Genomic DNA, 19479 nt, shown 5'->3' with positions numbered 1-19479 from the left:
ACATTATGTCATGTCAGGGAGGCTCAGCACCCCTCTCAGTGCGGCAGCGTCCGGGTCCTCGCCAGCTCGGCCACCCATCGACCGCTGTCCTTGAGCGTGCGCTCCTGGGTCGCGTAGTCGACGTGGGTGATGCCGAACCGCTTCGAGTAGCCGTGCGCCCACTCGAAGTTGTCCATCAGCGACCACACGAAGTAGCCGGTGACCGGGATGCCGTCGTCCACGGCCCGCAGGGTCTCGGCGAGGTGGGTGCGTAGGTAGTCGACCCGGGCGCCGTCGTGGACCCGTCGCTCTCCCCCGTCGAGCTCCACGGTGTCCTCGAAGGCCGCTCCGTTCTCGGTGATCATCAGCTCGAGCTCGGGATAGCGCCGGTGCGCCCAGGCCAGGAGGTCGTAGAGCCCCTCCGGCGCCAGGTGCCAGCCCATCTCGGTGTGCGGGCCCGGCTGTGCGACCTGCTGGACCCGGGTCGCGCCCGGGTAGACACTGCCGACGCTCGACCGTTCGGGGCCACGGGCGACGACCCCGGTCGTGTAGTAGTTGATGCCGAGCACGTCCAGCGGCTGGTGGATGCGCTCGAGGTCGCCGGGCAGCACGAAGGACCAGTCGGTGATCGCGCGCGTGTCGTCCACCAGGTCGTCGGGCAGCACGCCGCGCAGCTGGGGCTCGGCGAACGCCCGGTTGTGGAGGGCCTCGATCTGGCGGACCGCGTCCAGGTCCTCCGGGTCCTCGGGATCGGCCGGGTAGAGCGAGGCCAGGTTGTGCGTGACCGAGAACAGCGCGTCGCGGCGCTCCACGACCCCGCGCAGCGCGGCGACCGCCTGCCCGTGCGCGAGGTTGAGGTGGTGCACCGCCCGCAGGGCGGCCACCTCGTCCACGACACCGGGTGCGTGCCGGCCCTCGGCGTGGCCGACGTACGCCGAGCAGAACGGCTCGTTGAGCGTGGTCCACATCCGCACCCGGTCGCCCAGACGTCGCCCGACGACCTCGGCGTAGCCCGCGAACGCCGCGCTCGTCGCCCGCTCCGTCCAGCCGCCCGCGAGCTGCAGCTCCTGCGGGAGGTCCCAGTGGTAGAGCGTGGCGACGGGCTCCACGCCGCGCTCGAGCAGGCCGTCGACGAGCCGCTCGTAGAAGTCCAGGCCGGGCTCGTTCACCGCGCCGGTGCCCGTCGGGAGGACGCGCGACCAGGAGATCGAGAACCTGTAGGCGTCCAGCCCCAGCGACGCGATCAGGTCCAGGTCGGTCTCGAGCCGGTGGTAGTGGTCGGCGGCGACGTCGCCGGTGTCGCCGTCGCGCACCGTGCCGGGTGTGTGGCTGAAGACGTCCCAGATGCTGGGTCCCCGGCCGTCCTCGGCGGCGGCGCCCTCGATCTGGTACGCCGCCGTCGCCGCCCCCAGCACGAACCGCTCGGGAAGCGCGCTCATCGACCGACCTGCGTGACCAGCGCCGGCGCCGAGCCCTCGGCGAGGACCGCCTGCCCGTCCGCCTCGATCCGGATCCGGTAGCGCGCGACCTCGCCGGTGGGCACCACGACCTCGATCGTGCGCTGCTCCCCCGGCGTCAGGCCCGGGAAGACGCGCAGCTCGAGCCCGTCGCGGTAGTCGTAGTCCGGTCGATCGGTGCGCGCCCCGATCGGGAGCACGGCACCGCCGCGCACGTAGAGGGGCAGCGAGTCCAGCGCGTGCCGCTCGCGACGCCAGCCACCGCCCTCGACCACCTCACCGGTCCACCAGTCGGTCCAGGTGCCGGACGGCAGGTAGACGTCGACCTGGCCGTCGGCGGTGAAGACCGGCGCCACCAGCAGGTCGGGGCCGAGGAGGTACTGCCGGTCGACGTACGAGGCGCCGAGGTCGTCGGGGAACTCCAGCGCCAGCGGTCGCATGACCGGTGTGCCGCGCTCGCCGGCCACCCGCCCGAGACCGAGCAGGTAGGGCATCAGCGTGAGCTTGAGCTGGGTGAAGCGGCGCACCACGGCGACCGCGCTCTCCGGGCCCTCGTCGACGTCCCCGGTGTCCGGGTCGGTGTCGAAGACCCACGGCACCCGGTAGCTGTTGCTGCCGTGGAAGCGCGAGTGGCTGGAGAGCAGCCCGAAGGCCGACCAGCGCTTGAAGACGTCGGCGTCCGGGGTGCCCTCGAAGCCGCCGATGTCGTGGCTCCAGAACCCGAACCCGCTCATCGCCAGGGAGAGCCCGCCGCGCAGCGTCTCGGCCATCGACTCGTACGTCGAGGTCGAGTCCCCTCCCCAGTGGACCGGCAGGCGCTGGCCGCCGACGGTCGCCGAGCGCGCGAAGACCATCGCGTCGCCCTCACCGCGCTCCTCGACCAGCACGTCGTGCACGGCCTGGTTGTAGAGCTGGGTGTACCAGTTGTGCATCTGCTCCGGGTCCGAGCCGTCGTGGTAGACGACGTCGGTGGGGATCCGCTCCCCGAAGTCGGTCTTGAAGCAGTCGACGCCCTGCCGGAGAAGGCGGCGGAGCTTGTCCTGGAACCAGGCCGTGGCCTCCGGCCGGGTGAAGTCGACCAGGCCCATCCCGGCCTGCCACAGGTCCCACTGCCAGACGGATCCGTCGGGGCGTCGAACCAGGAAGCCGGCCGCGGCCGCCTCGTCGAAGAGCGGTGAGCGCTGTGCGATGTAGGGGTTGATCCAGACGCAGACCCGCACCCCCTGCTCCTCGTGCAGCCGGCGCAGCATGCCGTCCGGATCCGGGAAGGTGCGCGGATCCCACTCGAAGTCGCACCAGTTGAGCTCCCGCATCCAGAAGCAGTCGAAGTGGAAGACCGACAGCGGCAGCCGACGGTCGGCCATCGCGCGGATGAAGCCGTTGACCGTCTCCTCGTCGTAGTCCGTCGTGAAGCTGGTCGACAGCCAGAGGCCGTAGCTCCACGCCGGAACCTCGGCCGGGCGGCCGACCAACGCGGTGTAGCGCTCGAGGATCTCGGCCGGCGTCGGGCCGTAGACGACGAAGTACTCCAGGCTCTCCCCCGGCACCGAGAACTGCACCCGCTCGACGACCTCGCTGCCGACCTCGTACGAGACGCGACCCGCGTGGTTGACCAGGACGCCGTACCCACGGTTGGTCAGGTAGAACGGCACGTTCTTGTAGGCCTGCTCGCTCGAGGTGCCACCGTCGGCGTTCCAGATGTCGACGGTCTGACCGTTCTTCACCAGCGGCCCGAACCGCTCCCCCAGTCCGTAGACCAGCTCACCGACCCCCAGGTCGAGCTGCTCGTGCACGTGGGCGCCGGACGGCGTCCGGGCGTAGCCGACGGAACGGTGGCCACTACCGGTGAGTCGTTGCCCGTCGGCCTCGAAGTCGAGCCGCCACGGCGCGCCGGCCGAGACCCGCGCCGCGAGCGGGCCGCTGCGCACCACTCCCCCGGAACCGTCGGCCTCGACCTTGGCCACGCCGCTCTCGGCGCCGAGGAGGTCGAAGCCTCGCGGCGCCGGTCCGCCACGGAAGTGCTCGATCCTGACGCCGATCACGCCCTCGAGCGGCGAGCTGAGCGTCACGGTGAGCGCCGGGCGGTTGAGGGTGTCGCCGCGGGTGGCGATCACCTTGGTCGGGGCGGTGACGACCAGCGTGTCGGCCACCACCTCCACGTCGTACGCCTCCTGGGCGTAGAGGACGCTCACGTCGGGACGGAGCTGCCAGTAGCCGTCGGTGAACTTCACGATGATCCTTCCGAGGAGGTCGGGGGTCGGGCCGTCATCCGGGCCGTCACTTGATGGCGCCAGCCGTGACGCCGCGCGTCAAGGTGCGCTGGAAGAGGAGGAAGAAGACGAGCGTCGGGATCAGTCCGAGCAGCGCCGAGGCGCTCGTGGTGGTGACGTCCATGAGTCGGTCGCCCTGGAGGCTGGCGACCGCGAGCGGGACGGTCTGCTTGTCGTTGCTGATCAGGAACGTGACGGGGATGAGGAACTCGTTCCACGTCCAGATGAAGAAGAAGATCAGCAGTACCGAGAGCGTCTGCCACGACACGGGCACGACGACGCGCCACAGCGTGCGCCACCGGCCCGCCCCGTCGATCGACGCCGCCTCGAGCAGCTCACGGGGGAACGTCCCGTAGACGCTGGCGAGCAGGTAGGTCCCGAACGCGCTCTGGATCGCGGTGAAGATGATGATCACCGACCACTGGCTGTCGTAGAGGCCGACGTTCTTGAAGAGGTTGTAGAGCGGATAGAGCAGCGCCTCCTGCGGCAGCATGTTCGCGAGCAGGAAGACCAGCAGGAGCGGGAATCGCCCGCGGACCCGTCCGATGCCGAGCGCATAGGCGTTCAGCACCGACACCACGACCGCGAGGACGGCCACGGTCCCGGAGATGAAGATGCTGTTCCACAGCTTCTGCGGGAAGTCGACGCGCGTCCAGAACGCCTGGATGCCGTGGAAGCTCAGGTGGGTCGGGACCTGAAGCGGCCCGCCGTTGTTGTAGTCGTCGGGGGTCTTGAACGAGTTCAGCAGCAGGAGGAGTAGCGGGAGGACCACGATCAGCGCGGCCAGACCGGCGAGTGCCAGGAGCACCCAGTCCCAGGCGGTGCGTCTCGACATCGTCACGCCTCCCGTCGCTCGACGAAGCGCTGCAGGATCAGGAAGCCGACCGCGACCACGACGATCACCACGGTCAGCGCGGTCGAGACGGCGGCGCCGTACCCGACCTGCTGGCTCTGGAAGAACTCGCTGTAGGAGTAGTAGCTGGGCACGATCGTCGAGGTCCCCGGGCCGCCCCGCGTGAGGGCGTAGACCGGCGCGAAGACCTTGAGTGCCGCGATGGTGCAGGTGAGCACGACGACGAAGATCTCCGGGCGGATCACCGCCAGCGTGATCGCCCGGAAGCGGTGCCACCAGTTGGCTCCGTCCAGCTCGGCCGCCTCGTAGAGCTCGGGGTCCACGCGCTGCAGCGCCGCCATGAAGATCACCACCGGGTAGCCGATCTGCACCCAGATGAGCACCGTCATGATCGTCGGGAGGGCGAAGTGCGGGTCACCCAGCCAGTTCTGCTGGAGACCATCGAGCCCGACCGCTCCGAGCACCTCGTTGAGCGCGCCGTCCTCGGGCCGCGCGATCCAGCCGATGACGATCGAGGCGACCACGATCGGGATGATCTGCGGCACGTAGAACATCGCCCGCAGCAGGCTCGCCACCCGGCCGCCGAACTTCTTGCCGACGACGTCGAAGAGGATCGCCGCGAGCAGCAGCCCGAGCAGCGTCGGTACCACCACCATCGCCACGATCATCGCGATGCTGTGGGTGAAGGACTGCCAGAAGCGGTCGTCGTGCATCAGGTGCTGCCAGTTGGCCAGGCCGATCCACTCGGGCGGCCGGATCCCCCGGTAGAACGTGAAGCTGTAGTAGACGTTCTGGACCAGCGGAAGGACGACGATGGCCGCGACCAGCACGGCCCCCGGCAGGAGGTAGGGCCAGTAGCCGAGCGACCGGCGCCGGGGGGCGTTCCCCCGTCGCCCGGTCCGTCTCGTGGACACGGTCACAGCCATCGTCATCCTTCCCGTCGCGGAGCGGTCAGAAGCCGCTGGTGATCTGGTCCACGCCGTCGGCGTACTCCGAGCCGAGCTCGTCGTCGACCTCGTCGGCCGACTTCGTCCCGTTGAGGAGCTCCTGGAGGCCGGCGTTGATCTGGTCGTAGAAGGTGGGCGTCGGCCAGTCGGGGTAGAAGCCCAGCCCGTCGCGCTCGGTCAGCGTGTTGAAGTTCGCGATGAGCTCCTTGCTCTTCGCGTCGGTGATCGACGAGGCGTCGGCCGCGACCGGGAGGCCGCCGTTGTTGCCCATGAGGCTCTGGATCTCCGGGCTCATCGTGATGTCGATGAACTTGTACGCGAGGTCCTTGTTCTCGGCGTTGGTCGGGACGACCCAGATGTTGCCGGAGGATCCCGGCGACATCGTCGATCCCGGGAACAGGAACGTGGACCACTTGTCCTTCATCTCGTCGACGAAGCGGCCGTACCACCAGCTGCCGGAGAAGAACATCGGGGCCTTGCCGTTGATGAAGCTGACCCCGGCGTCCTCGGCCTTCATGCCGGTCGCGTCGTCGGAGATGTAGCCCTTGTCCTGCCAGTCCTTGATGGTCTGGGTGGCGTAGCTGATCTCGGGACCGGAGAAGTCGACCGGGTCGGTGTAGGTCTGGTACGCCGTGACCCAGTCACGGTCGGCCTTCGAGAGCGCGAGCTGGAACCACAGCTGGCCGAGCGGGTACTCGGCAGCGGACTCGGCGAGCGGGGTGACGCCGGCCTGCTTGAACGTCGCCATCGCGTCCTCGAGCTCGTCGAGGGTCGTCGGCACCTTCACGTGGTACTGATCGAAGAGATCCTGGTTGTAGTAGAACTCGACGTACTCGCCGTAGTTCGGGATGCCGTAGTAGCTACCCGACCCCATGACGCCCTTCTCGTCGTACTTCGCGGTGGTCTGCAGGCTCGGCGCGAGCTTGTCGTCCCACCCGAAGGTCGACACCGCGTCGTCGAGGTTGGTCAGCAGCCCCTGGCTGGCGAGGAGCCCCGCGGTCGCGTTGCCCTTGTTGTACTCCATGACGTCAGGCGCCTTGTCGGAGTTGAGCACCTGGCTCGCGGTCGTCCGGATCTGCTCGAACGCCTTCGGCTCGAACTTCACCGTGGCGCCGGTCTCCTCCTCGAACTTCTTGATCGCGGCCTGCCAGGCGATGCCCATCGCACTGGTGTCGGACTCGTAGTCCCACAGGGTCAGGGTCCGACCCTTGCCGTCGACCGTGGTGCTGACCTCGTCGTTCGAACCGCCGGAGTCCGAGCCGCCGCAGGCCGTCAGCACCAGGGCACCGACGGAGAGGGCGACGACGGACGCGAGACGCGCACTGCGCATGAGCGAACCTCCTCGAGTGGGAGCGCGCCCAGCTGCGTGCTCCGGATATGTTGGCGACCCGAACATAAGTGGAGCGAGCGCGTAACGCAAGTCACATCGACGGCGAGTTCGGGCGGCCTCGCCGCGCCGTCACCCCGCGTTCAGGGCCGGTCCAGGGGGCGCCGGAAGCCCGGCCCGCAGGCCTCTCATGGGCGCGTCGGGACCGGCTGCTCGCGCCGGTCGAGGACCGGGAGGCGTCAGGCGAGCACAGGGGTCGCCAGCAGGACCGGGTCCCGCAGCAGCTCGCCGAAGACGAGCTCGCCGGCGCCGATCATCAGCTGCTCCACGCCCAGGGCGGCGTCCCGCAGCTCGACCCGCTCGCGGGCGGAGGCCACGGCGCCGGCGGTGAGGTCGCGGCCGGAGGCGCGGTGCAGCGCGGCGAGGAAGCCCGACAGCACGACGGCCTCGGGGTTGAGCGTGTTGAGCGCGTTGCGGACGGCGATGGCCAGCAGTGACGACTTCTCCTCGACGAGGTCCGCGACGGCCGGGTCGTCGCTCGCGACCAGGCGTGCCGGCAGCTCGTCGGCCTGCGCCGCCTCCAGCCCGACCGCCCGCAGCAGGGTGGCCTGGTCGACCTCGGCCTCCAGGCAGCCGGTGCCGCCGCAGTGGCAGGCCCGCCCGTCGGGCCGCACGACCGTGTGGCCGAACTCGCCGGCGTAGCCACCGTCGCCGGTCAGCAGGCGGCCCCCGACGATCGCCCCGCCGCCGATGCCGCTGGCGCCGCCGATGAAGTAGACGAGGTCCTGCACGCCCTGCCCCGCTCCGAACTGGCTCTCGGCCCGCATGGCGAGGGTCGCCGCGTTGGCCGCCCAGGTGCGCAGGCCGGTCGCCTCGACGAACAGGTCGGCGATCGGCTCCTCGGTCCAGCCGAGGTGGGTGGCCTGGCGGATGACGCCGTCGGAGATCCGCACCTGTCCGGGGATCGCCAGGCCGATGCCGACCACGCGGTAGCGGGGTGGGTCGTCGGCGAGCATCCCGCGGATCGCGGCGGTCGCGAGCGGGACGATGGTGGACATCCGGGTGTCGGGGACCTCGATGCGCGTGTGCTCGAGGACGCGGCCGTGGAGGCCGACCACCCCGACGTGGACGGCGTCGACCTCCGGGTTGACCGCGATCGCCACCACGTCGTCGGCGGGTCGCACCAACCCGCTCGGCCGGCCGGCGCGCGACGTGGCGGCAGGCTGGGTCTCGGTGACCAGGCCGAGCGCCTCGAGGTCGGCCACGACAGCGGCCATCGTCGACCGGCTCAGACCGAGCGTCCGGGTCAGGTCCGAGCGGCTCGTCGGCCCGCGTTGGTGCAGCACCTCGAGCGTCCGCGACAGGTTGGCGCGACGGAGCTGCTCGGTGGTCCCCGCGAGGCGCGCGCCGGTCGTCGTCGCCCCGGTGGTCATGGTCGGACCCTAGCAGTCGACGCGCTCATGTTCGGGACGCGAACATACGGCGCTCGCCAGGCCCGTCGGCGGCGACCGGGCGGTCAGCGCTCGGTCTCGTACCGATGCAGCACCACCCCACCGGGGAACGTCCGGGTCTCGACCAGCCGGAGCGGCACCGGGCCGTCGAGGGCCGTGAAGTACGACGTGCCGCCGCCGACCAGCACCGGATGGGTGACCACGACGTACTCGTCGACCAGCCCGGCCTGCATCGCCGCTGCGGCGAGCGTCGCGGCACCGATGTCCATCGGGCCGCCGTCCTCGGCCTTGAGCCGGGCGATCTCGGTGACGGCGTCGCCGGTGACCAGCCGAGCGTTCCAGTCCACGGCGTCGATCGTCGAGGAGAACACCACCTTCGGCATGGCCCGCCACCGCTGCGCGAACTCGACGTGCGCCGGTGTCACACCTGGCTGCTCGTCCGCGGTCGGCCAGTGGGAGCTCATCGCCTCCCAGAGCCGGCGCCCGTAGAGCGCCAGGCCCGTCTCCCCCACGCGATCGGACCAGAACTGGAAGAGCTCGTCGCTCGGCACGCTCCAGGCGAGGTCGTCGCCCGGAGCGGCGATGTAGCCGTCCAGGGACACGTTCATCGCATAGCTCAGTCTGCGCACGTGGTCAGCCTCCCGTGAGTCGCTGTCGTCGTACAGACCGGCGCGGTGCCGAGAATCAGCGGCGGTGCGTCACCGCGTGAGGACGAGCTGCCAGGCCGCGCCGAGCCGTCGGTAGGGCTCGCGGTCGCACAGCTCGAGCTCCAGGGTGAGCAGGTCGGCGAAGAAGTCCGGGTCGTGCTTGGCGTCGTCGTCGGTCACGAGGTCGTTGGCGATCCGGTGCCCGTAGCGTCCGACGAGCCGCAACCCGCGTGCCTCCGCCTCCGTGCGTACGTCGTCCGCCTCGACCTTCCGGGCGTCGGTGCCGAACACCTGCACCTCGGCCCGCTCGGCATGCAGCTCGGTCAGCGCGGCGCCGGGGCCGGAGGAGACGAGGGCACGCAGCACGCGGCCCGCCGGGTTGATGTCGACGACCGACAGCAGTCCCCCGGGCCGCACCCGGTCCGCGAGCACCGCCACGTCCGGGCTCCCGGGGGGCCGGTAGCGCAGCACGAAGTGGCAGAGCACCAGGTCCCACTCCCCTGCGGGCAGGTCGTCGAGCCCGCCCTGGACGGTGCGGATCGCGACGCCGGCCTCTGCGGCCCGGCGCTCCGCCTCGGCGAGCCAGCTGCCCGCGGGGTCGACGATGGTCACGTCGCACCCGGCGCGGGCCAGCGGCAGGGCGTCCCTCCCGTCGCCGCCCCCGACGTCGAGCACCCGGACCCGATCTCCCACGGTTCGGGCGGCCGCGACCTCGTCCACGTGTCGGCGCAGCACCTCGGCCACCGTCGCGTAGCGGATCCGCGCCCACGGCGTTTGCAGGTAGAGACGCCAGGCGGCGAGCTGGTCCTCGAAGAGACGCGATGTCGACATCACGCCGATTCAACCGGATCCGACTGGTCGGGACCGACACCCGGTCGTGCTCCACCCGCACCACCTCACGGACAGGGGTCCGGCATGAACGATCTGCGACGACGTGTGGCACCGAGCGCGATCCTGGCGCTCACCACGGCCCTCCTCCTGGTCCCCGGCGCCGGTGGGCCGTCCGCGGTGGCCGCGGACCCGAGCGCCCAGACGATGGGAGCACCTCCGCTCGACCACCGGTCGAGGCCGGTCACGCAGAAGATCCTGTGGACGGGCAACTTCGCCGGCACCGGCGCGATGGACCCGGCGGCCTGCGTCGATGCACCCTCCACGACCGCCACCACCTGTGACACCGAGACCCTCCACCTGACGATCCCCCGGCACTTCTGGAGGTCCCACCGGGGATCGCTGCGGGTCCGGATCTGGTGGCGGGACAGCTCCGCGGAGGTCGACCTCTACGCGTACGACGCCGACGGCACGACGATCGGCCGGTCCACCCGAGGCGACGCGACGCACCAGCGGATCGCCCTCGGTCGGCTCTCCCGCGGGACCTACACCTTCACCGCGGCCAACGCGACGGGCGTGCCGGGGACGACGTACGCCGGCCGGGTCGCGATGACCAGCCAGCGACGAGCGCGCCGCTGAGGGACGCTCGCCCACCGGGCGTCTAGAGTCACCGCGTGGCAGCGACGAAGGACTCGGACCGCAGGCACCTCTCGTGGTGGCAGGAGACGATCCTCCTCCTCGTCATCGCGATCGGCCTGTCCCTGATCATCAAGACCTTCTTCGTCCAGGCCTTCTACATCCCCTCGGAGTCGATGGAGCCCGGGCTGGTCAACAACGACCGGATCCTGGTCGAGAAGCCGTCGTACTGGTTCGGCGGGACGCCCCAGCGCGGCGACGTCGTCGTCTTCGAGGACCCGGGCGACTGGCTGCCGGCGTGGGAGAAGACCGGGCCGACCGGCGCGGTCTCCAAGACGCTCGCGAAGGTCGGTCTCTACCCCACCGGCGGGCACCTCGTGAAGCGTGTGATCGGTGTCGCCGGCGACACCATCGTCTGCTGCGACGACCAGGGGCGGATCTCGGTCAACGGCCAGCCCCTGGACGAGGACTCGTACGTCAAGGACCCCGACACCCAGACCTGCCGCGGCCCCGAGGGACCCGGCGACTGCAGCTGGACCGCCGGGCCGGTGCCGGCCGGACACGTCTTCCTCATGGGCGACAACCGGGCCAACTCCGCGGACAGCAGCTACCACCTCTGCGGCTCCGACGCCGGGCCGAGCTGCGATCCCAACGACGCCTACGTCGACGAGAAGCTCGTCGTCGGGAAGGTCTTCTCGGTGATCTGGCCGCGTGACCACTGGGACTGGCTCTCGCGCCCGAAGACCTTTGCCGACGTTCCCGACCCGAAGGACTGATCCCGCCGGTGCGGGCGGAGTAGCGTCGCCCGCATGGCCGCCCCCGACGCCCCCGCCCTCGAGCACATCGCCGCCGAGCGCGACCGGATCCGATCGACGTACCTCTCCACCGACGCCGACCGGCCCGTCTCGTCGGCGCGCGGTCTCCACCACGTCGCCATCGTCTGCGCCGACGTCGAGACGACCGTGCGCTTCTACCAGGGACTCCTGGAGTTCCCGCTGACCGAGATCGTGGAGAACCGCGACTACCCCGGCTCCAACCACTTCTTCTTCGACATCGGCAACCACAACCTGATCGCGTTCTTCGACTTCCCGGGCCTCGACGTCGGGCCGTACGCCGAGGTGCTCGGCGGCCTGCACCACCTGGCGATCTCGGTCGACCCGGCGCGCTGGGCCGCGCTGAAGGACAAGCTCGACGACGCCGGCGTCGACTACCTGCTCGAGAGCGGGTCGTCGATCTACCTGCGCGACCCCGACGGCACCCGGGTCGAGCTCATCTCCGACCCGCTCGGCGAGATGTACGGCACCGTCGTGCTGTGAGGCTCAGACCTCCGACAGCCGCGGGAGCACGTCCTCGCACACGGTGGACGTCCACGCGACCGGGTCCTCGGTCGGCGGCATCAGGGTGACGAGCGAGATCCCGAGGGCGGCGTACTCCTCCATCTGACGGAGGAACCCGTCGGTGTCGCCGACCGGGTCGGCGCCCGGGCCGCTGATCATCGTCTTCTCGATGGCGTCGTAGTCGGTGCCGACCGCCTCGCAGTGGCCGCGCAGCACGTCCAGCTTGTGGCGGATCGTGTCCACGTCGCCGCCGAAGAGGTTGCAGGCGTCGGCGTACTGCGCGACCAGCCGGAGCGTCTTCCGCTCCCCCGCGCCACCGATCAGGATCGGCACCCGTGCCTGCACCGGCGGCGGCACGCAGACGGTCTCGGCGAGGTGGTAGTGCTGGCCGTCGTAGGCGCCGTCGTCGTCGCTCCACATCTGCCGGCAGACCTGGAGGGTCTCCTCGAGCCGCTCGAACCGCTCGGACGTCGGCGGGAAGGGGACGCCGAGGCCCTCGTGCTCCCGGTCGTACCACGCCGCGCCGATCCCGAGCATCGCCCGGCCGCGCGAGAGCACGTCGAGGGTGGTCACGATCTTGGCGAGCAGGCCCGGGTGGCGGTACGTCGCGCCGGTGACGAGCAGGCTCAGCCGCACGTTCTCGGTCTGGCCGGCGAGGTAGCCGAGCGTCGTGTAGCCCTCGAGCATCGGCTCCGGCGGTCCGCCGAGCTGCTCCATCTGGAAGTAGTGGTCCATGACCGTGAGCATCGAGACGCCGCCCTGGTCGGCGACGCGCGCCGTCTCGGTCAGCCGATCGGCCAGCCGGGTCTGCCAGTCGGGGTGGGTGAAGTTGGCGTAGTGGATTCCGATCCGCACGACTCGACCCTACGGCGCGGTGCCAACGACGAGCGTCCCCGTGGGCTCGGTCGCCCGCAGGTCTCGGTCAGGCCGCCAGGAGCCACCGGCCGCCGATGGCCAGGCAGCCCAGCGTGACCAGCAGGAAGACCGCCACCCACACCAGCCCCGGCACCCGGGTCAGCCGGGCCAGCACGTCGGCGTCCGAGTCGCGCGCCCGGCCGCGACGGCGCAGCTGCTGGAGCTCGAGCACCGGACGCGGTCCGGCGAGCAGCAGGAACCACGTCATCAGGTAGGCCGCCAGCGACTGCTGCTGACCGCTCCCCCACCACGACACGACCGCGACGGCGACCCCCGCGACGAGCACCGCCCACAGCCCGAAGAAGTTGCGGATCTGCACCAGGAGCAGCGTCAGCAGGACGAGCGCGAGCCACAGGACCGCGAGCGCGTGGTGTCGCGAGAGCAGGTACGCCGCACCCAGGCCGAGGAGCGACGGGCCGACGTACCCGGCGAAGGCGGTCGCGACCATGCCCGGACCGCGGGGCCTGCCCCGCGAGACGGTGAGCCCGGAGGTGTCCGAGTGCAGCCGGATCCCCGCGAGGCGTCGGCCGCTCAGCAGTGCCGCGACGCCGTGGGCGCCCTCGTGCGCGATGGTCACCAGGTGCCGTCCGATCCGCCACAGCGGCGGGACGAGCACGACCGCGAGCGCCACGACGAGCGCGAGCAGCACGACGTCGTCGGCGGGCGCGGGCTGGGTGCCCGTGACGTCGCCCCAGATCCGGTCGATCGCGTCGCTCACGGGGGCAAGCGTGCCCGACGGCGCACGCGGGTACGGCCCCGCCATGACTGACGAGCGAATCGAAGCGATCCAGGCGGTGGTCGACCGCGTCTCCTCCTACCAGGACGGCGCACCCGAGGGCACCGTGGCGAACGAGCTGCGGGACGGGTTCGGGGAGGCCGAGGTCGACGTGTCGGACGACGAGGTGACGCGGCTCGCCGACGCCATCGAGGAGGCACACGGCACGGTGTCGGCCGAGGAGGTGCTCTCGGCGTGAACGACGCGACGGTGGAGGCGGTCGGCAAGCTCTCCGAGGCGTTCGAGGTGGTCGAGGACGCGCGGGGCAGCCTCTACCGCTTCCACCGGATGTCCGGGACCGCCGACTTCACGCTCGGCGAGGCGGTGGACCTGCTCCGCGGGGCCGGTCACGACGAGCTCGCCGACCGGCTGGACCGCGAGCTCGTCGGCCGCAACGTGCTCCCCGGCCGGTGGACCTTCCAGGTCGTCGAGGAGTACGACGACGACTACTACGCGACGTTCCGCAGGTTCGTGACCGAGGCGCGGGAGACCCTGACCGGCGGCGAGCGGCACACCCACGAGGCGCGGCTCAAGGAGCAGCGCCACACGCAGGCGACCGACGAGCCCTGAGTACGTTGTGGGCATGGCGATCCCGACGTACGAGCTCAACGACGGCCACCACCTGCCGGCCATCGGCTTCGGCACCTACCCCCTCAAGGGCGACGACGGCGTCGCGGCGATCCGGTCGGCGATCGAGGTCGGCTACCGGCTGCTCGACACCGCGGTCAACTACGAGAACGAGCGCGAGGTCGGCGAGGCGATCCGCCAGTCCGGCGTGGCCCGCGAGGAGCTCTTCGTCGCGAGCAAGGTCCCGGGCCGCGACCACGGGTACGACGACGCCGTCCGCAGCGTGCACGAGTCGCTGGAGCGGCTCGGCCTCGAGCACCTCGACCTGCACCTCATCCACTGGCCCAACCCGAGCGTCGGCAAGTACGCCGAGGCCTGGCGGGCGCTCGTCGACCTGCGCGCCGAGGGCCTCGTGCGCTCGATCGGCGTCTCCAACTTCACCGCCGAGCACCTCGACCGGATCATCGGCCAGACCGGCGTGACGCCGGTGGTCAACCAGATCGAGCTGCACCCCTACTTCCCCCAGGTCGACATGCGTGCGGTCAACGCGGAGCGCGGCATCCGCACCGAGTCGTGGAGCCCGCTCGGCAAGCGGCAGGCGCCCTTCAGCGAGCCGCCGGTCGCCGCGGCCGCGGAGCGGCTGGGGGTGACGCCGGGCCAGGTGATCCTCCGCTGGCAGGTCGAGCTCGGCTCCGTCCCGATCCCCAAGTCCGCGACACCGGAACGGCAACGCCAGAACCTCGACGTCTTCGGCTTCGAGCTCACCGACGACGAGGTCGCCGCGATCACCGCCCTCGGCCGCCCGGACGGCCGCCTCTTCGGTGGCGACCCGGACACCCACGAGGAGATGTGAGCGAGCCGGCGACGCCGTACCTGCGGGTGGACGTGGCGCGACTGCGCCAGAACATCGCGGGCACGGCGCAGCGTGCGTCCGCCGCCGGCGTCAGCCTGCGCCCACACGCCAAGACCCACAAGTCTCCCGAGATCGCCCGGCTCCAGCTCGAGGCGGGCGCGGTCGGGCTGACCGTCGCGACGATCGGCGAGGCCGAGGTGTTCGTCGAGCACGGCGTCGAGGACCTGCTCATCGCCTATCCCCTGTGGCCGTCGCCCGGCGGCGCCGCGCGGCTGCGCGATCTCGCCGGTCGGGCAGAGATCACCATCGGCGTCGACTCGGTCGAGGCCGCCCGCCACGACGGCCGCCTGCTGGCCGGCGCCGGCATCGGCGTGCTGGTCGAGGTCGACAGCGGCACCCACCGCTCGGGCGTCGCACCGGAGGACGCCGGCCTGGTCGCCGCCGCCGCGGCCGAGGCCGGGCTGGAGGTGCGCGGCATCTTCACCTTCCCCGGCCACAGCTATGCGCCCGACGGACGACGCAGCGCGGCCGACGACGAGGCGGCCGCCCTCCGGGAGGCCACCGAGGCGCTGCGGGCGGCGGGCATCGAGCCCGACGTGGTCAGCGGTGGGTCGACGCCGAGCCTCGCGCACAGCCACACCGACGTGCTCACCGAGCTGCGGCCCGGCGTCTACGTCTTCGGCGACGCCCAGCAGTGGGAGCTCGGCACCATGCCGGCCGAGGACATCGCGCTCACCTGCCGCGCGACGGTCGTCAGCCACGCGGGCGGACGCCTCGTCCTCGATGCCGGCAGCAAGTCGCTCGGCGCCGACCGGGCGCCGTACGCCACCGGCTGGGGCCGGCTCCCGGCCCACCCGGACGCCCGCGTCGTGATGCTGTCCGAGCACCACGCCGTCGTCGAGCTGGCCGGCGCCCCGCTGCCGCCGCTCGGGAGCCGGGTGGACGTCGTCCCCAACCACGTCTGCAACGCCGTCAACCTGACCGACGTGCTCTGGGCCGACCTCGGGGACGGTGCGCTCGAGCCCTGGCCGGTGGCGGCCCGGGGCCGCAACGACTGAGCGGCGCACCCTACGATCGGCGCATGCGCTCCCGCCTCGCCGCGTACGCCGGCCTCGCCCTCGTCGCGTCGATCGCCCTCTCCGGGTGCGGCAGCGACTCCGACGACACGGCCACCGACGGCAGTGGGACCGGCGTCTCCTGCGACTGGCAGCAGTCCGGCCAGGCGGCCAAGGACGTCGACCCGCCCGCCGACCACGCGACCGAGAGCGGAGAGGTGCACGCGGTGATCGCGACCAGCGTGGGCGACATCGGGGCCACGCTCGACGCCGACGCCGCGCCCTGCACGGTCTCCTCCTTCGTCTCGCTGGCCGACCAGCACTACTTCGACGACACCTCCTGCCACCGGCTGACGACCGCCGGCATCCTCGTCCTCCAGTGCGGGGACCCGACCGGCTCGGGCTCGGGCGGTCCCGGCTACGCGTTCGACGACGAGCTGGATGCGCTGCCCCAGCCGGACTCGGACGGGACCATCGCCTATCCGGCCGGCACCCTCGCGATGGCGAACGCGGGTCCGGACACCAACGGGTCGCAGTTCTTCATCGTGTACGGCGACTCGCGGCTGCCTCCCGCCTACACGGTCTTCGGGACCGTCGACGATGCCGGCCTCACGCTCGTGAAGAAGGTCGCCGCCGCCGGCACGGACAACGCCAACGGTCCGGGCGACGGTCACCCCACCACGGCCGTGGACATCAGCGCGGTGACGGTCGGCTGACCCCGGGCCTCAGAGCGGGAAGCGGACTCCGGTGAGGTCCTCGGACCGGTCCCACAGCGCCCGCGCGGCGGCCGGGTCGAGGGCGGCCGGGCTGCGGCCGACCGCGGTCGGCCAGCCCCGCATCTCCCCGAGACCGTCGGGGCCGATGAAGGTGTTGCCCGGGACGTCCATGGTCGCGGCGTAGAGGCTGGTCAGGGCGCCCTGCGCGACGGACATCCCGGTGAGGCGGTGCCCCCAGTGGCCGACCCACGTCTTCCACCGGCTGCCCGTGGCACCCGTGATCGCGGTTGCGGTCGACCCGGGGTGCGCTCCGGTGGCCCGCAACGTCGAGCCGGCGGCGGTCAGCCGGCGCTGGAGCTCGGCGAGGAAGAGCATCCCGGCCAGCTTGGAGGCGGCGTACGCCGCGAAGGGCTGGTAGTCGCGCCGCTGCCAGTCGAGGTCGTCGAGGTCGATCACGCCGCTGTGCGCCGCGCGCGAGGAGATCACGACCACGCGGTCGGAGATGGTCGGCAGCATCAGGTTGGCGAGCGCGAAGTGGCCGAGGTGGTTGGTGGCCAGGTGCGTCTCGAACCCGTCGGCGGTCAGCGCGTAGGGGACGGCGAGCACGCCGGCGTTGTTGACCAGCACGTCCACCGGCCCGACCTGCGCGGCGAACTCGCGGACCGAGGTCAGGTCGGCGACGTCGAGGCGCTGGACCTCGACCTTCCCGGTCATCCCGCGGGCGGCGGCCTCCCCCTTCCGGGGGTCACGGACGGCGAGCACGACCTCCGCGCCCTGCCGCGCCAGGACCCGGGCAGTCTCGAGGCCGAGCCCGCTGCTCGCGCCGGTGACGACGAAGCGGCGCCCGTCCTGCCGCGGCACGGCGTCCCAGCGCGCGCTCTTCGCCACCGCTAGGCCCTGCCTCTCGAGGCGATGGCCTGCTGCGCGCCGCCCAGATCGAGAGCCATGGCCTAGGCCTCGACGTACTCGATCGGGGCGCCGACCTGGACGGTGCGGCCGACGATGCAGAGCCGGTCGCGGGACTGCGCGATCGAGCGCGGCAGCGCCTCGCGGGCGCGGTCGCCGTCCTCGCCCTCGGGGAAGCGGACCTCGAAGGTGAGCCGGAGGTCGACGAGCCGGTTGCCCTGGTCGTCGCGGATCTTCGTGGCCTCGGACACCACGTCGAAGGACGTCGCCCCGGCGCGCTTGCCGGTGATCAGGTCGACGTCGATCGAGCTGCACCCGGCGATCGCCGCGAGCAGCAGCTCCACCGGTGTGAAGTCGGGGTCGTCACCGGACCCGACGGGCAGCACGCCGCCCCGTGCGTTGGTGGCCTTGAACCGCCCCTCGCCGATCTTCGTCAGGTCGATCCGGCGGTGTCCGTCCGCGTGCGCTGCCTGCGTCATGAGGGCATGGTGCCAGACCGGCGACACGCCCGGGATCGGCCCCGGCCTTGTCTCGTCGGAGCACATCGGCAAGGGTCGAGGAGACCGCACACGCCATCGGAAAGGGCATCATGCTCAGCCTCACCGAGAACGCAAGCGCCATCGTCAACGAGATCACCTCGCAGCCCGGCCTGACCGACACCGCCGGTTTGCGGATCACCTCCGACGACTCCCCGCAGCCGGCCTTCGAGGTCACCGCCGCGGCCCAGGGAGAGCCGGGCGACCAGGTCGTCGAGCAGGGCGGCGCGACCGTCTACCTCGATCCAGCTGCCGCCGAGCTGCTCGACGACAAGATCCTCGACGCCGCCGTGGACGCCAGCGGCAAGGTCGAGTTCGCGCTGGCCGTCCAGGGCTAGCCAGCCGCACCGTCGTGGCTACCCCCGCGGTGCTGCCGGCCACCACCCGGCTGGCAGCATCGCGGTCATGACGACCGCCCACGAGATCCACCTGGCGTCTCGGCCGCACGGATGGCCGACCCAGGACAACTTCCGCACCGTCGAGGTCGACCTCCCCGATCCCGGGCCCGGCGAGGTGCTCGTCCGCAACACCTTCCTCTCCGTCGACCCCTACATGCGGGGCCGGATGAACGACGTGAAGTCCTACGTGCCGCCGTTCGCGCTCGACGCGCCCATGGACGGTGGCGCCGTCGGCGAGGTCGTCTCCTCGGGTTCGGACGACCTGAAGCCCGGCGACACCGTGCTGCACCAGGCGGGTTGGCGCAGCCACGCACTCCTCCCGGCGCGCGGCGTACGCCGCATCGACGTCTCGGCGGTGCCGGCCTCCGCCTACCTCGGCGCGCTCGGCATGCCCGGGATGACGGCGTACGTCGGCCTGACCCGGATCGCCGAGGTCCGCGAGGGCGACACCGTCCTCGTCTCGGGCGCGGCCGGCGCGGTCGGCTCCGCGGCGGGCCAGATGGCGCGGCTGCTCGGCGCCAAGACCGTGATCGGCTCGGCCGGCGGGCCGGAGAAGTGCGCCTGGCTGACCGACGAGCTGGGCTTCGACGTCGCGCTCGACTACAAGGCGGCCCCGATCGGCCGGCAGCTGCGCGAGCACGCCCCCGTGGACGTCTACTTCGACAACGTCGGCGGCGACCACCTCGAGGCGGCGATCTTCGCGATGGCCGACTTCGGCCGGATCGCCGCGTGCGGCGCCATCGCCGACTACAACGCCGACGCGCCCGTCCCCGGCCCGCGCAACCTGATGATGGTGGTGAGCAAGCGGCTGACCCTGCGCGGCTTCATCGTCACCGACCACAGCGACGTGACCTCGGAGTTCTACCGCACCGCCGGCGCCTGGGCCGCCGCCGGGCAGCTGCAGTGGCGCGAGACCGTCGTCGACGGCCTGGACAACGCCGTCGACGCCTTCCTCGGCCTGCACCGCGGCGACAACACCGGGAAGATGCTCGTCCGGGTCTGATCCGCCGGCATGACTGCCCCCGA

22 protein-coding genes are annotated in these 19479 nt (G+C 71.6%); 10 read left to right on the top strand and 12 right to left on the bottom strand.

Annotated features, from left to right (window positions below; translation table 11 throughout):
• Window positions 1-35 precede the first annotated feature (35 nt).
• From K8U61_RS12440 to K8U61_RS12405, 8 genes are all read right to left on the bottom strand, one after another.
• Entirely contained in the window at window positions 36-1418 is a 1383-nt protein-coding gene (locus K8U61_RS12440) for a GH1 family beta-glucosidase (protein ID WP_224123343.1), read from the bottom strand.
• On the bottom strand, window positions 1415-3667 hold the full coding sequence (yicI, locus tag K8U61_RS12435) for an alpha-xylosidase (RefSeq protein ID WP_224123342.1): 2253 nt from the start codon (window positions 3665-3667) through the stop codon (window positions 1415-1417). Before yicI ends, K8U61_RS12440 begins: the two co-directional genes overlap by 4 nt.
• Before the next feature lie 46 nt (window positions 3668-3713).
• A complete protein-coding gene (locus K8U61_RS12430; protein WP_224123341.1) occupies window positions 3714-4541 on the bottom strand; it encodes a carbohydrate ABC transporter permease in 828 nt (275 codons plus the stop codon).
• Between the two features lie 2 nt (window positions 4542-4543).
• Complete coding sequence (locus K8U61_RS12425; RefSeq protein WP_224123340.1) at window positions 4544-5473, bottom strand: carbohydrate ABC transporter permease; 930 nt, start codon at window positions 5471-5473, stop codon at window positions 4544-4546.
• Between the two features lie 37 nt (window positions 5474-5510).
• A complete protein-coding gene (locus tag K8U61_RS12420) occupies window positions 5511-6836 on the bottom strand; it encodes an ABC transporter substrate-binding protein (protein WP_224123339.1) in 1326 nt (441 codons plus the stop codon).
• Window positions 6837-7072: 236 nt separating this feature from the next.
• Window positions 7073-8266: an ROK family transcriptional regulator gene (locus tag K8U61_RS12415; RefSeq protein WP_224123338.1), complete on the bottom strand. Its 1194-nt coding sequence runs from the start codon at window positions 8264-8266 to the stop codon at window positions 7073-7075.
• Between the two features lie 83 nt (window positions 8267-8349).
• A complete protein-coding gene (locus K8U61_RS12410; protein WP_263427106.1) occupies window positions 8350-8892 on the bottom strand; it encodes a dihydrofolate reductase family protein in 543 nt (180 codons plus the stop codon).
• A 90-nt stretch (window positions 8893-8982) separates the two neighbouring features.
• Window positions 8983-9762 carry a methyltransferase domain-containing protein gene (locus K8U61_RS12405; protein ID WP_224123336.1) on the bottom strand — a complete coding sequence of 260 codons (780 nt, stop codon included), beginning with the start codon at window positions 9760-9762 and terminating at the stop codon, window positions 8983-8985.
• A gap of 84 nt (window positions 9763-9846) precedes the next feature.
• On the opposite strand from K8U61_RS12405, the gene K8U61_RS12400 reads away from it, so the two are divergent.
• From K8U61_RS12400 to K8U61_RS12390, 3 genes are read left to right on the top strand one after another with little or no spacing between them, the layout of a single operon-like run.
• On the top strand, window positions 9847-10398 hold the full coding sequence (locus tag K8U61_RS12400; RefSeq protein ID WP_224123335.1) for a hypothetical protein: 552 nt from the start codon (window positions 9847-9849) through the stop codon (window positions 10396-10398).
• A 35-nt stretch (window positions 10399-10433) separates the two neighbouring features.
• Window positions 10434-11171, top strand: coding sequence for a signal peptidase I (gene lepB, locus K8U61_RS12395; protein WP_224123334.1), 738 nt, complete (start codon window positions 10434-10436; stop codon window positions 11169-11171).
• Between the two features lie 33 nt (window positions 11172-11204).
• Complete coding sequence (locus K8U61_RS12390) at window positions 11205-11711, top strand: VOC family protein (protein WP_224123333.1); 507 nt, start codon at window positions 11205-11207, stop codon at window positions 11709-11711.
• Between the two features lie 3 nt (window positions 11712-11714).
• On the opposite strand, the gene K8U61_RS12385 is transcribed toward K8U61_RS12390, so the two are convergent.
• Window positions 11715-12587, bottom strand: a complete 873-nt coding sequence (locus K8U61_RS12385) for an LLM class F420-dependent oxidoreductase (protein WP_224123332.1) — start codon at window positions 12585-12587, stop codon at window positions 11715-11717.
• Window positions 12588-12654: 67 nt separating this feature from the next.
• Window positions 12655-13365, bottom strand: a complete 711-nt coding sequence (locus K8U61_RS12380; protein ID WP_224123331.1) for a M50 family metallopeptidase — start codon at window positions 13363-13365, stop codon at window positions 12655-12657.
• Window positions 13366-13408: 43 nt separating this feature from the next.
• Between K8U61_RS12380 and K8U61_RS12375 the strand changes: the two genes are divergently transcribed.
• Genes K8U61_RS12375 through K8U61_RS12355 form a run of 5 tightly spaced genes read left to right on the top strand, consistent with a single transcriptional unit; the run spans window position 13409 to window position 16613 of the window.
• On the top strand, window positions 13409-13621 hold the full coding sequence (locus tag K8U61_RS12375) for a hypothetical protein (RefSeq protein WP_224123330.1): 213 nt from the start codon (window positions 13409-13411) through the stop codon (window positions 13619-13621).
• Window positions 13618-13992, top strand: a complete 375-nt coding sequence (locus K8U61_RS12370) for a hypothetical protein (protein ID WP_224123329.1) — start codon at window positions 13618-13620, stop codon at window positions 13990-13992. Before K8U61_RS12375 ends, K8U61_RS12370 begins: the two co-directional genes overlap by 4 nt.
• Before the next feature lie 13 nt (window positions 13993-14005).
• Window positions 14006-14842, top strand: a complete 837-nt coding sequence (locus K8U61_RS12365; protein WP_224123328.1) for an aldo/keto reductase — start codon at window positions 14006-14008, stop codon at window positions 14840-14842.
• Window positions 14839-15900, top strand: coding sequence for an alanine racemase (locus tag K8U61_RS12360; protein WP_224123327.1), 1062 nt, complete (start codon window positions 14839-14841; stop codon window positions 15898-15900). Before K8U61_RS12365 ends, K8U61_RS12360 begins: the two co-directional genes overlap by 4 nt.
• Window positions 15901-15923: 23 nt before the next feature.
• Window positions 15924-16613, top strand: a complete 690-nt coding sequence (locus K8U61_RS12355; RefSeq protein ID WP_224123326.1) for a peptidylprolyl isomerase — start codon at window positions 15924-15926, stop codon at window positions 16611-16613.
• Between the two features lie 9 nt (window positions 16614-16622).
• Here K8U61_RS12355 and K8U61_RS12350 read toward each other — a convergent pair whose 3' ends face one another.
• Both K8U61_RS12350 and K8U61_RS12345 read right to left on the bottom strand, forming a co-directional pair.
• Entirely contained in the window at window positions 16623-17501 is an 879-nt protein-coding gene (locus K8U61_RS12350; RefSeq protein WP_224123325.1) for an oxidoreductase, read from the bottom strand.
• A gap of 62 nt (window positions 17502-17563) precedes the next feature.
• Window positions 17564-17998 carry an OsmC family protein gene (locus K8U61_RS12345; RefSeq protein WP_224123324.1) on the bottom strand — a complete coding sequence of 145 codons (435 nt, stop codon included), beginning with the start codon at window positions 17996-17998 and terminating at the stop codon, window positions 17564-17566.
• 110 nt (window positions 17999-18108) lie between these two features.
• Here K8U61_RS12345 and K8U61_RS12340 point away from each other — a divergent pair, with 110 nt between their 5' ends.
• On the top strand, window positions 18109-18393 hold the full coding sequence (locus K8U61_RS12340) for a Fe-S cluster assembly protein HesB (RefSeq protein WP_224123323.1): 285 nt from the start codon (window positions 18109-18111) through the stop codon (window positions 18391-18393).
• A gap of 67 nt (window positions 18394-18460) precedes the next feature.
• Window positions 18461-19456 carry an NADP-dependent oxidoreductase gene (locus K8U61_RS12335; RefSeq protein WP_224123322.1) on the top strand — a complete coding sequence of 332 codons (996 nt, stop codon included), beginning with the start codon at window positions 18461-18463 and terminating at the stop codon, window positions 19454-19456.
• Window positions 19457-19479: the final 23 nt, after the last annotated feature.

It is taken from the genome of Nocardioides mangrovi, assembly GCF_020073815.1.
In the GTDB taxonomy this organism is placed as follows: domain Bacteria; phylum Actinomycetota; class Actinomycetes; order Propionibacteriales; family Nocardioidaceae; genus Nocardioides; species Nocardioides mangrovi.
Note: the sequence above shows the minus strand (reverse complement) of the source record. Positions and strands in the feature narration are given on the sequence as shown.

Excerpts from the sequence above, each read along its gene's own strand:
- K8U61_RS12415 (WP_224123338.1), bottom strand. The coding sequence starts at position 8,266 with ATGACCACCGGGGCGACGACGACCGGCGCGCGCCTCGCGGGGACCACC.
- K8U61_RS12365 (WP_224123328.1), top strand. The coding sequence starts at position 14,006 with ATGGCGATCCCGACGTACGAGCTCAACGACGGCCACCACCTGCCGGCC.
- K8U61_RS12390 (WP_224123333.1), top strand. The coding sequence starts at position 11,205 with ATGGCCGCCCCCGACGCCCCCGCCCTCGAGCACATCGCCGCCGAGCGC.
- K8U61_RS12400 (WP_224123335.1), top strand. The coding sequence starts at position 9,847 with ATGAACGATCTGCGACGACGTGTGGCACCGAGCGCGATCCTGGCGCTC.
- K8U61_RS12345 (WP_224123324.1), bottom strand. The coding sequence starts at position 17,998 with ATGACGCAGGCAGCGCACGCGGACGGACACCGCCGGATCGACCTGACG.
- K8U61_RS12410 (WP_263427106.1), bottom strand. The coding sequence starts at position 8,892 with ATGAACGTGTCCCTGGACGGCTACATCGCCGCTCCGGGCGACGACCTC.
- K8U61_RS12340 (WP_224123323.1), top strand. The coding sequence starts at position 18,109 with ATGCTCAGCCTCACCGAGAACGCAAGCGCCATCGTCAACGAGATCACC.
- K8U61_RS12405 (WP_224123336.1), bottom strand. The coding sequence starts at position 9,762 with ATGTCGACATCGCGTCTCTTCGAGGACCAGCTCGCCGCCTGGCGTCTC.
- K8U61_RS12430 (WP_224123341.1), bottom strand. The coding sequence starts at position 4,541 with ATGTCGAGACGCACCGCCTGGGACTGGGTGCTCCTGGCACTCGCCGGT.
- K8U61_RS12440 (WP_224123343.1), bottom strand. The coding sequence starts at position 1,418 with ATGAGCGCGCTTCCCGAGCGGTTCGTGCTGGGGGCGGCGACGGCGGCG.
- K8U61_RS12375 (WP_224123330.1), top strand. The coding sequence starts at position 13,409 with ATGACTGACGAGCGAATCGAAGCGATCCAGGCGGTGGTCGACCGCGTC.
- K8U61_RS12420 (WP_224123339.1), bottom strand. The coding sequence starts at position 6,836 with ATGCGCAGTGCGCGTCTCGCGTCCGTCGTCGCCCTCTCCGTCGGTGCC.
- K8U61_RS12335 (WP_224123322.1), top strand. The coding sequence starts at position 18,461 with ATGACGACCGCCCACGAGATCCACCTGGCGTCTCGGCCGCACGGATGG.
- K8U61_RS12355 (WP_224123326.1), top strand. The coding sequence starts at position 15,924 with ATGCGCTCCCGCCTCGCCGCGTACGCCGGCCTCGCCCTCGTCGCGTCG.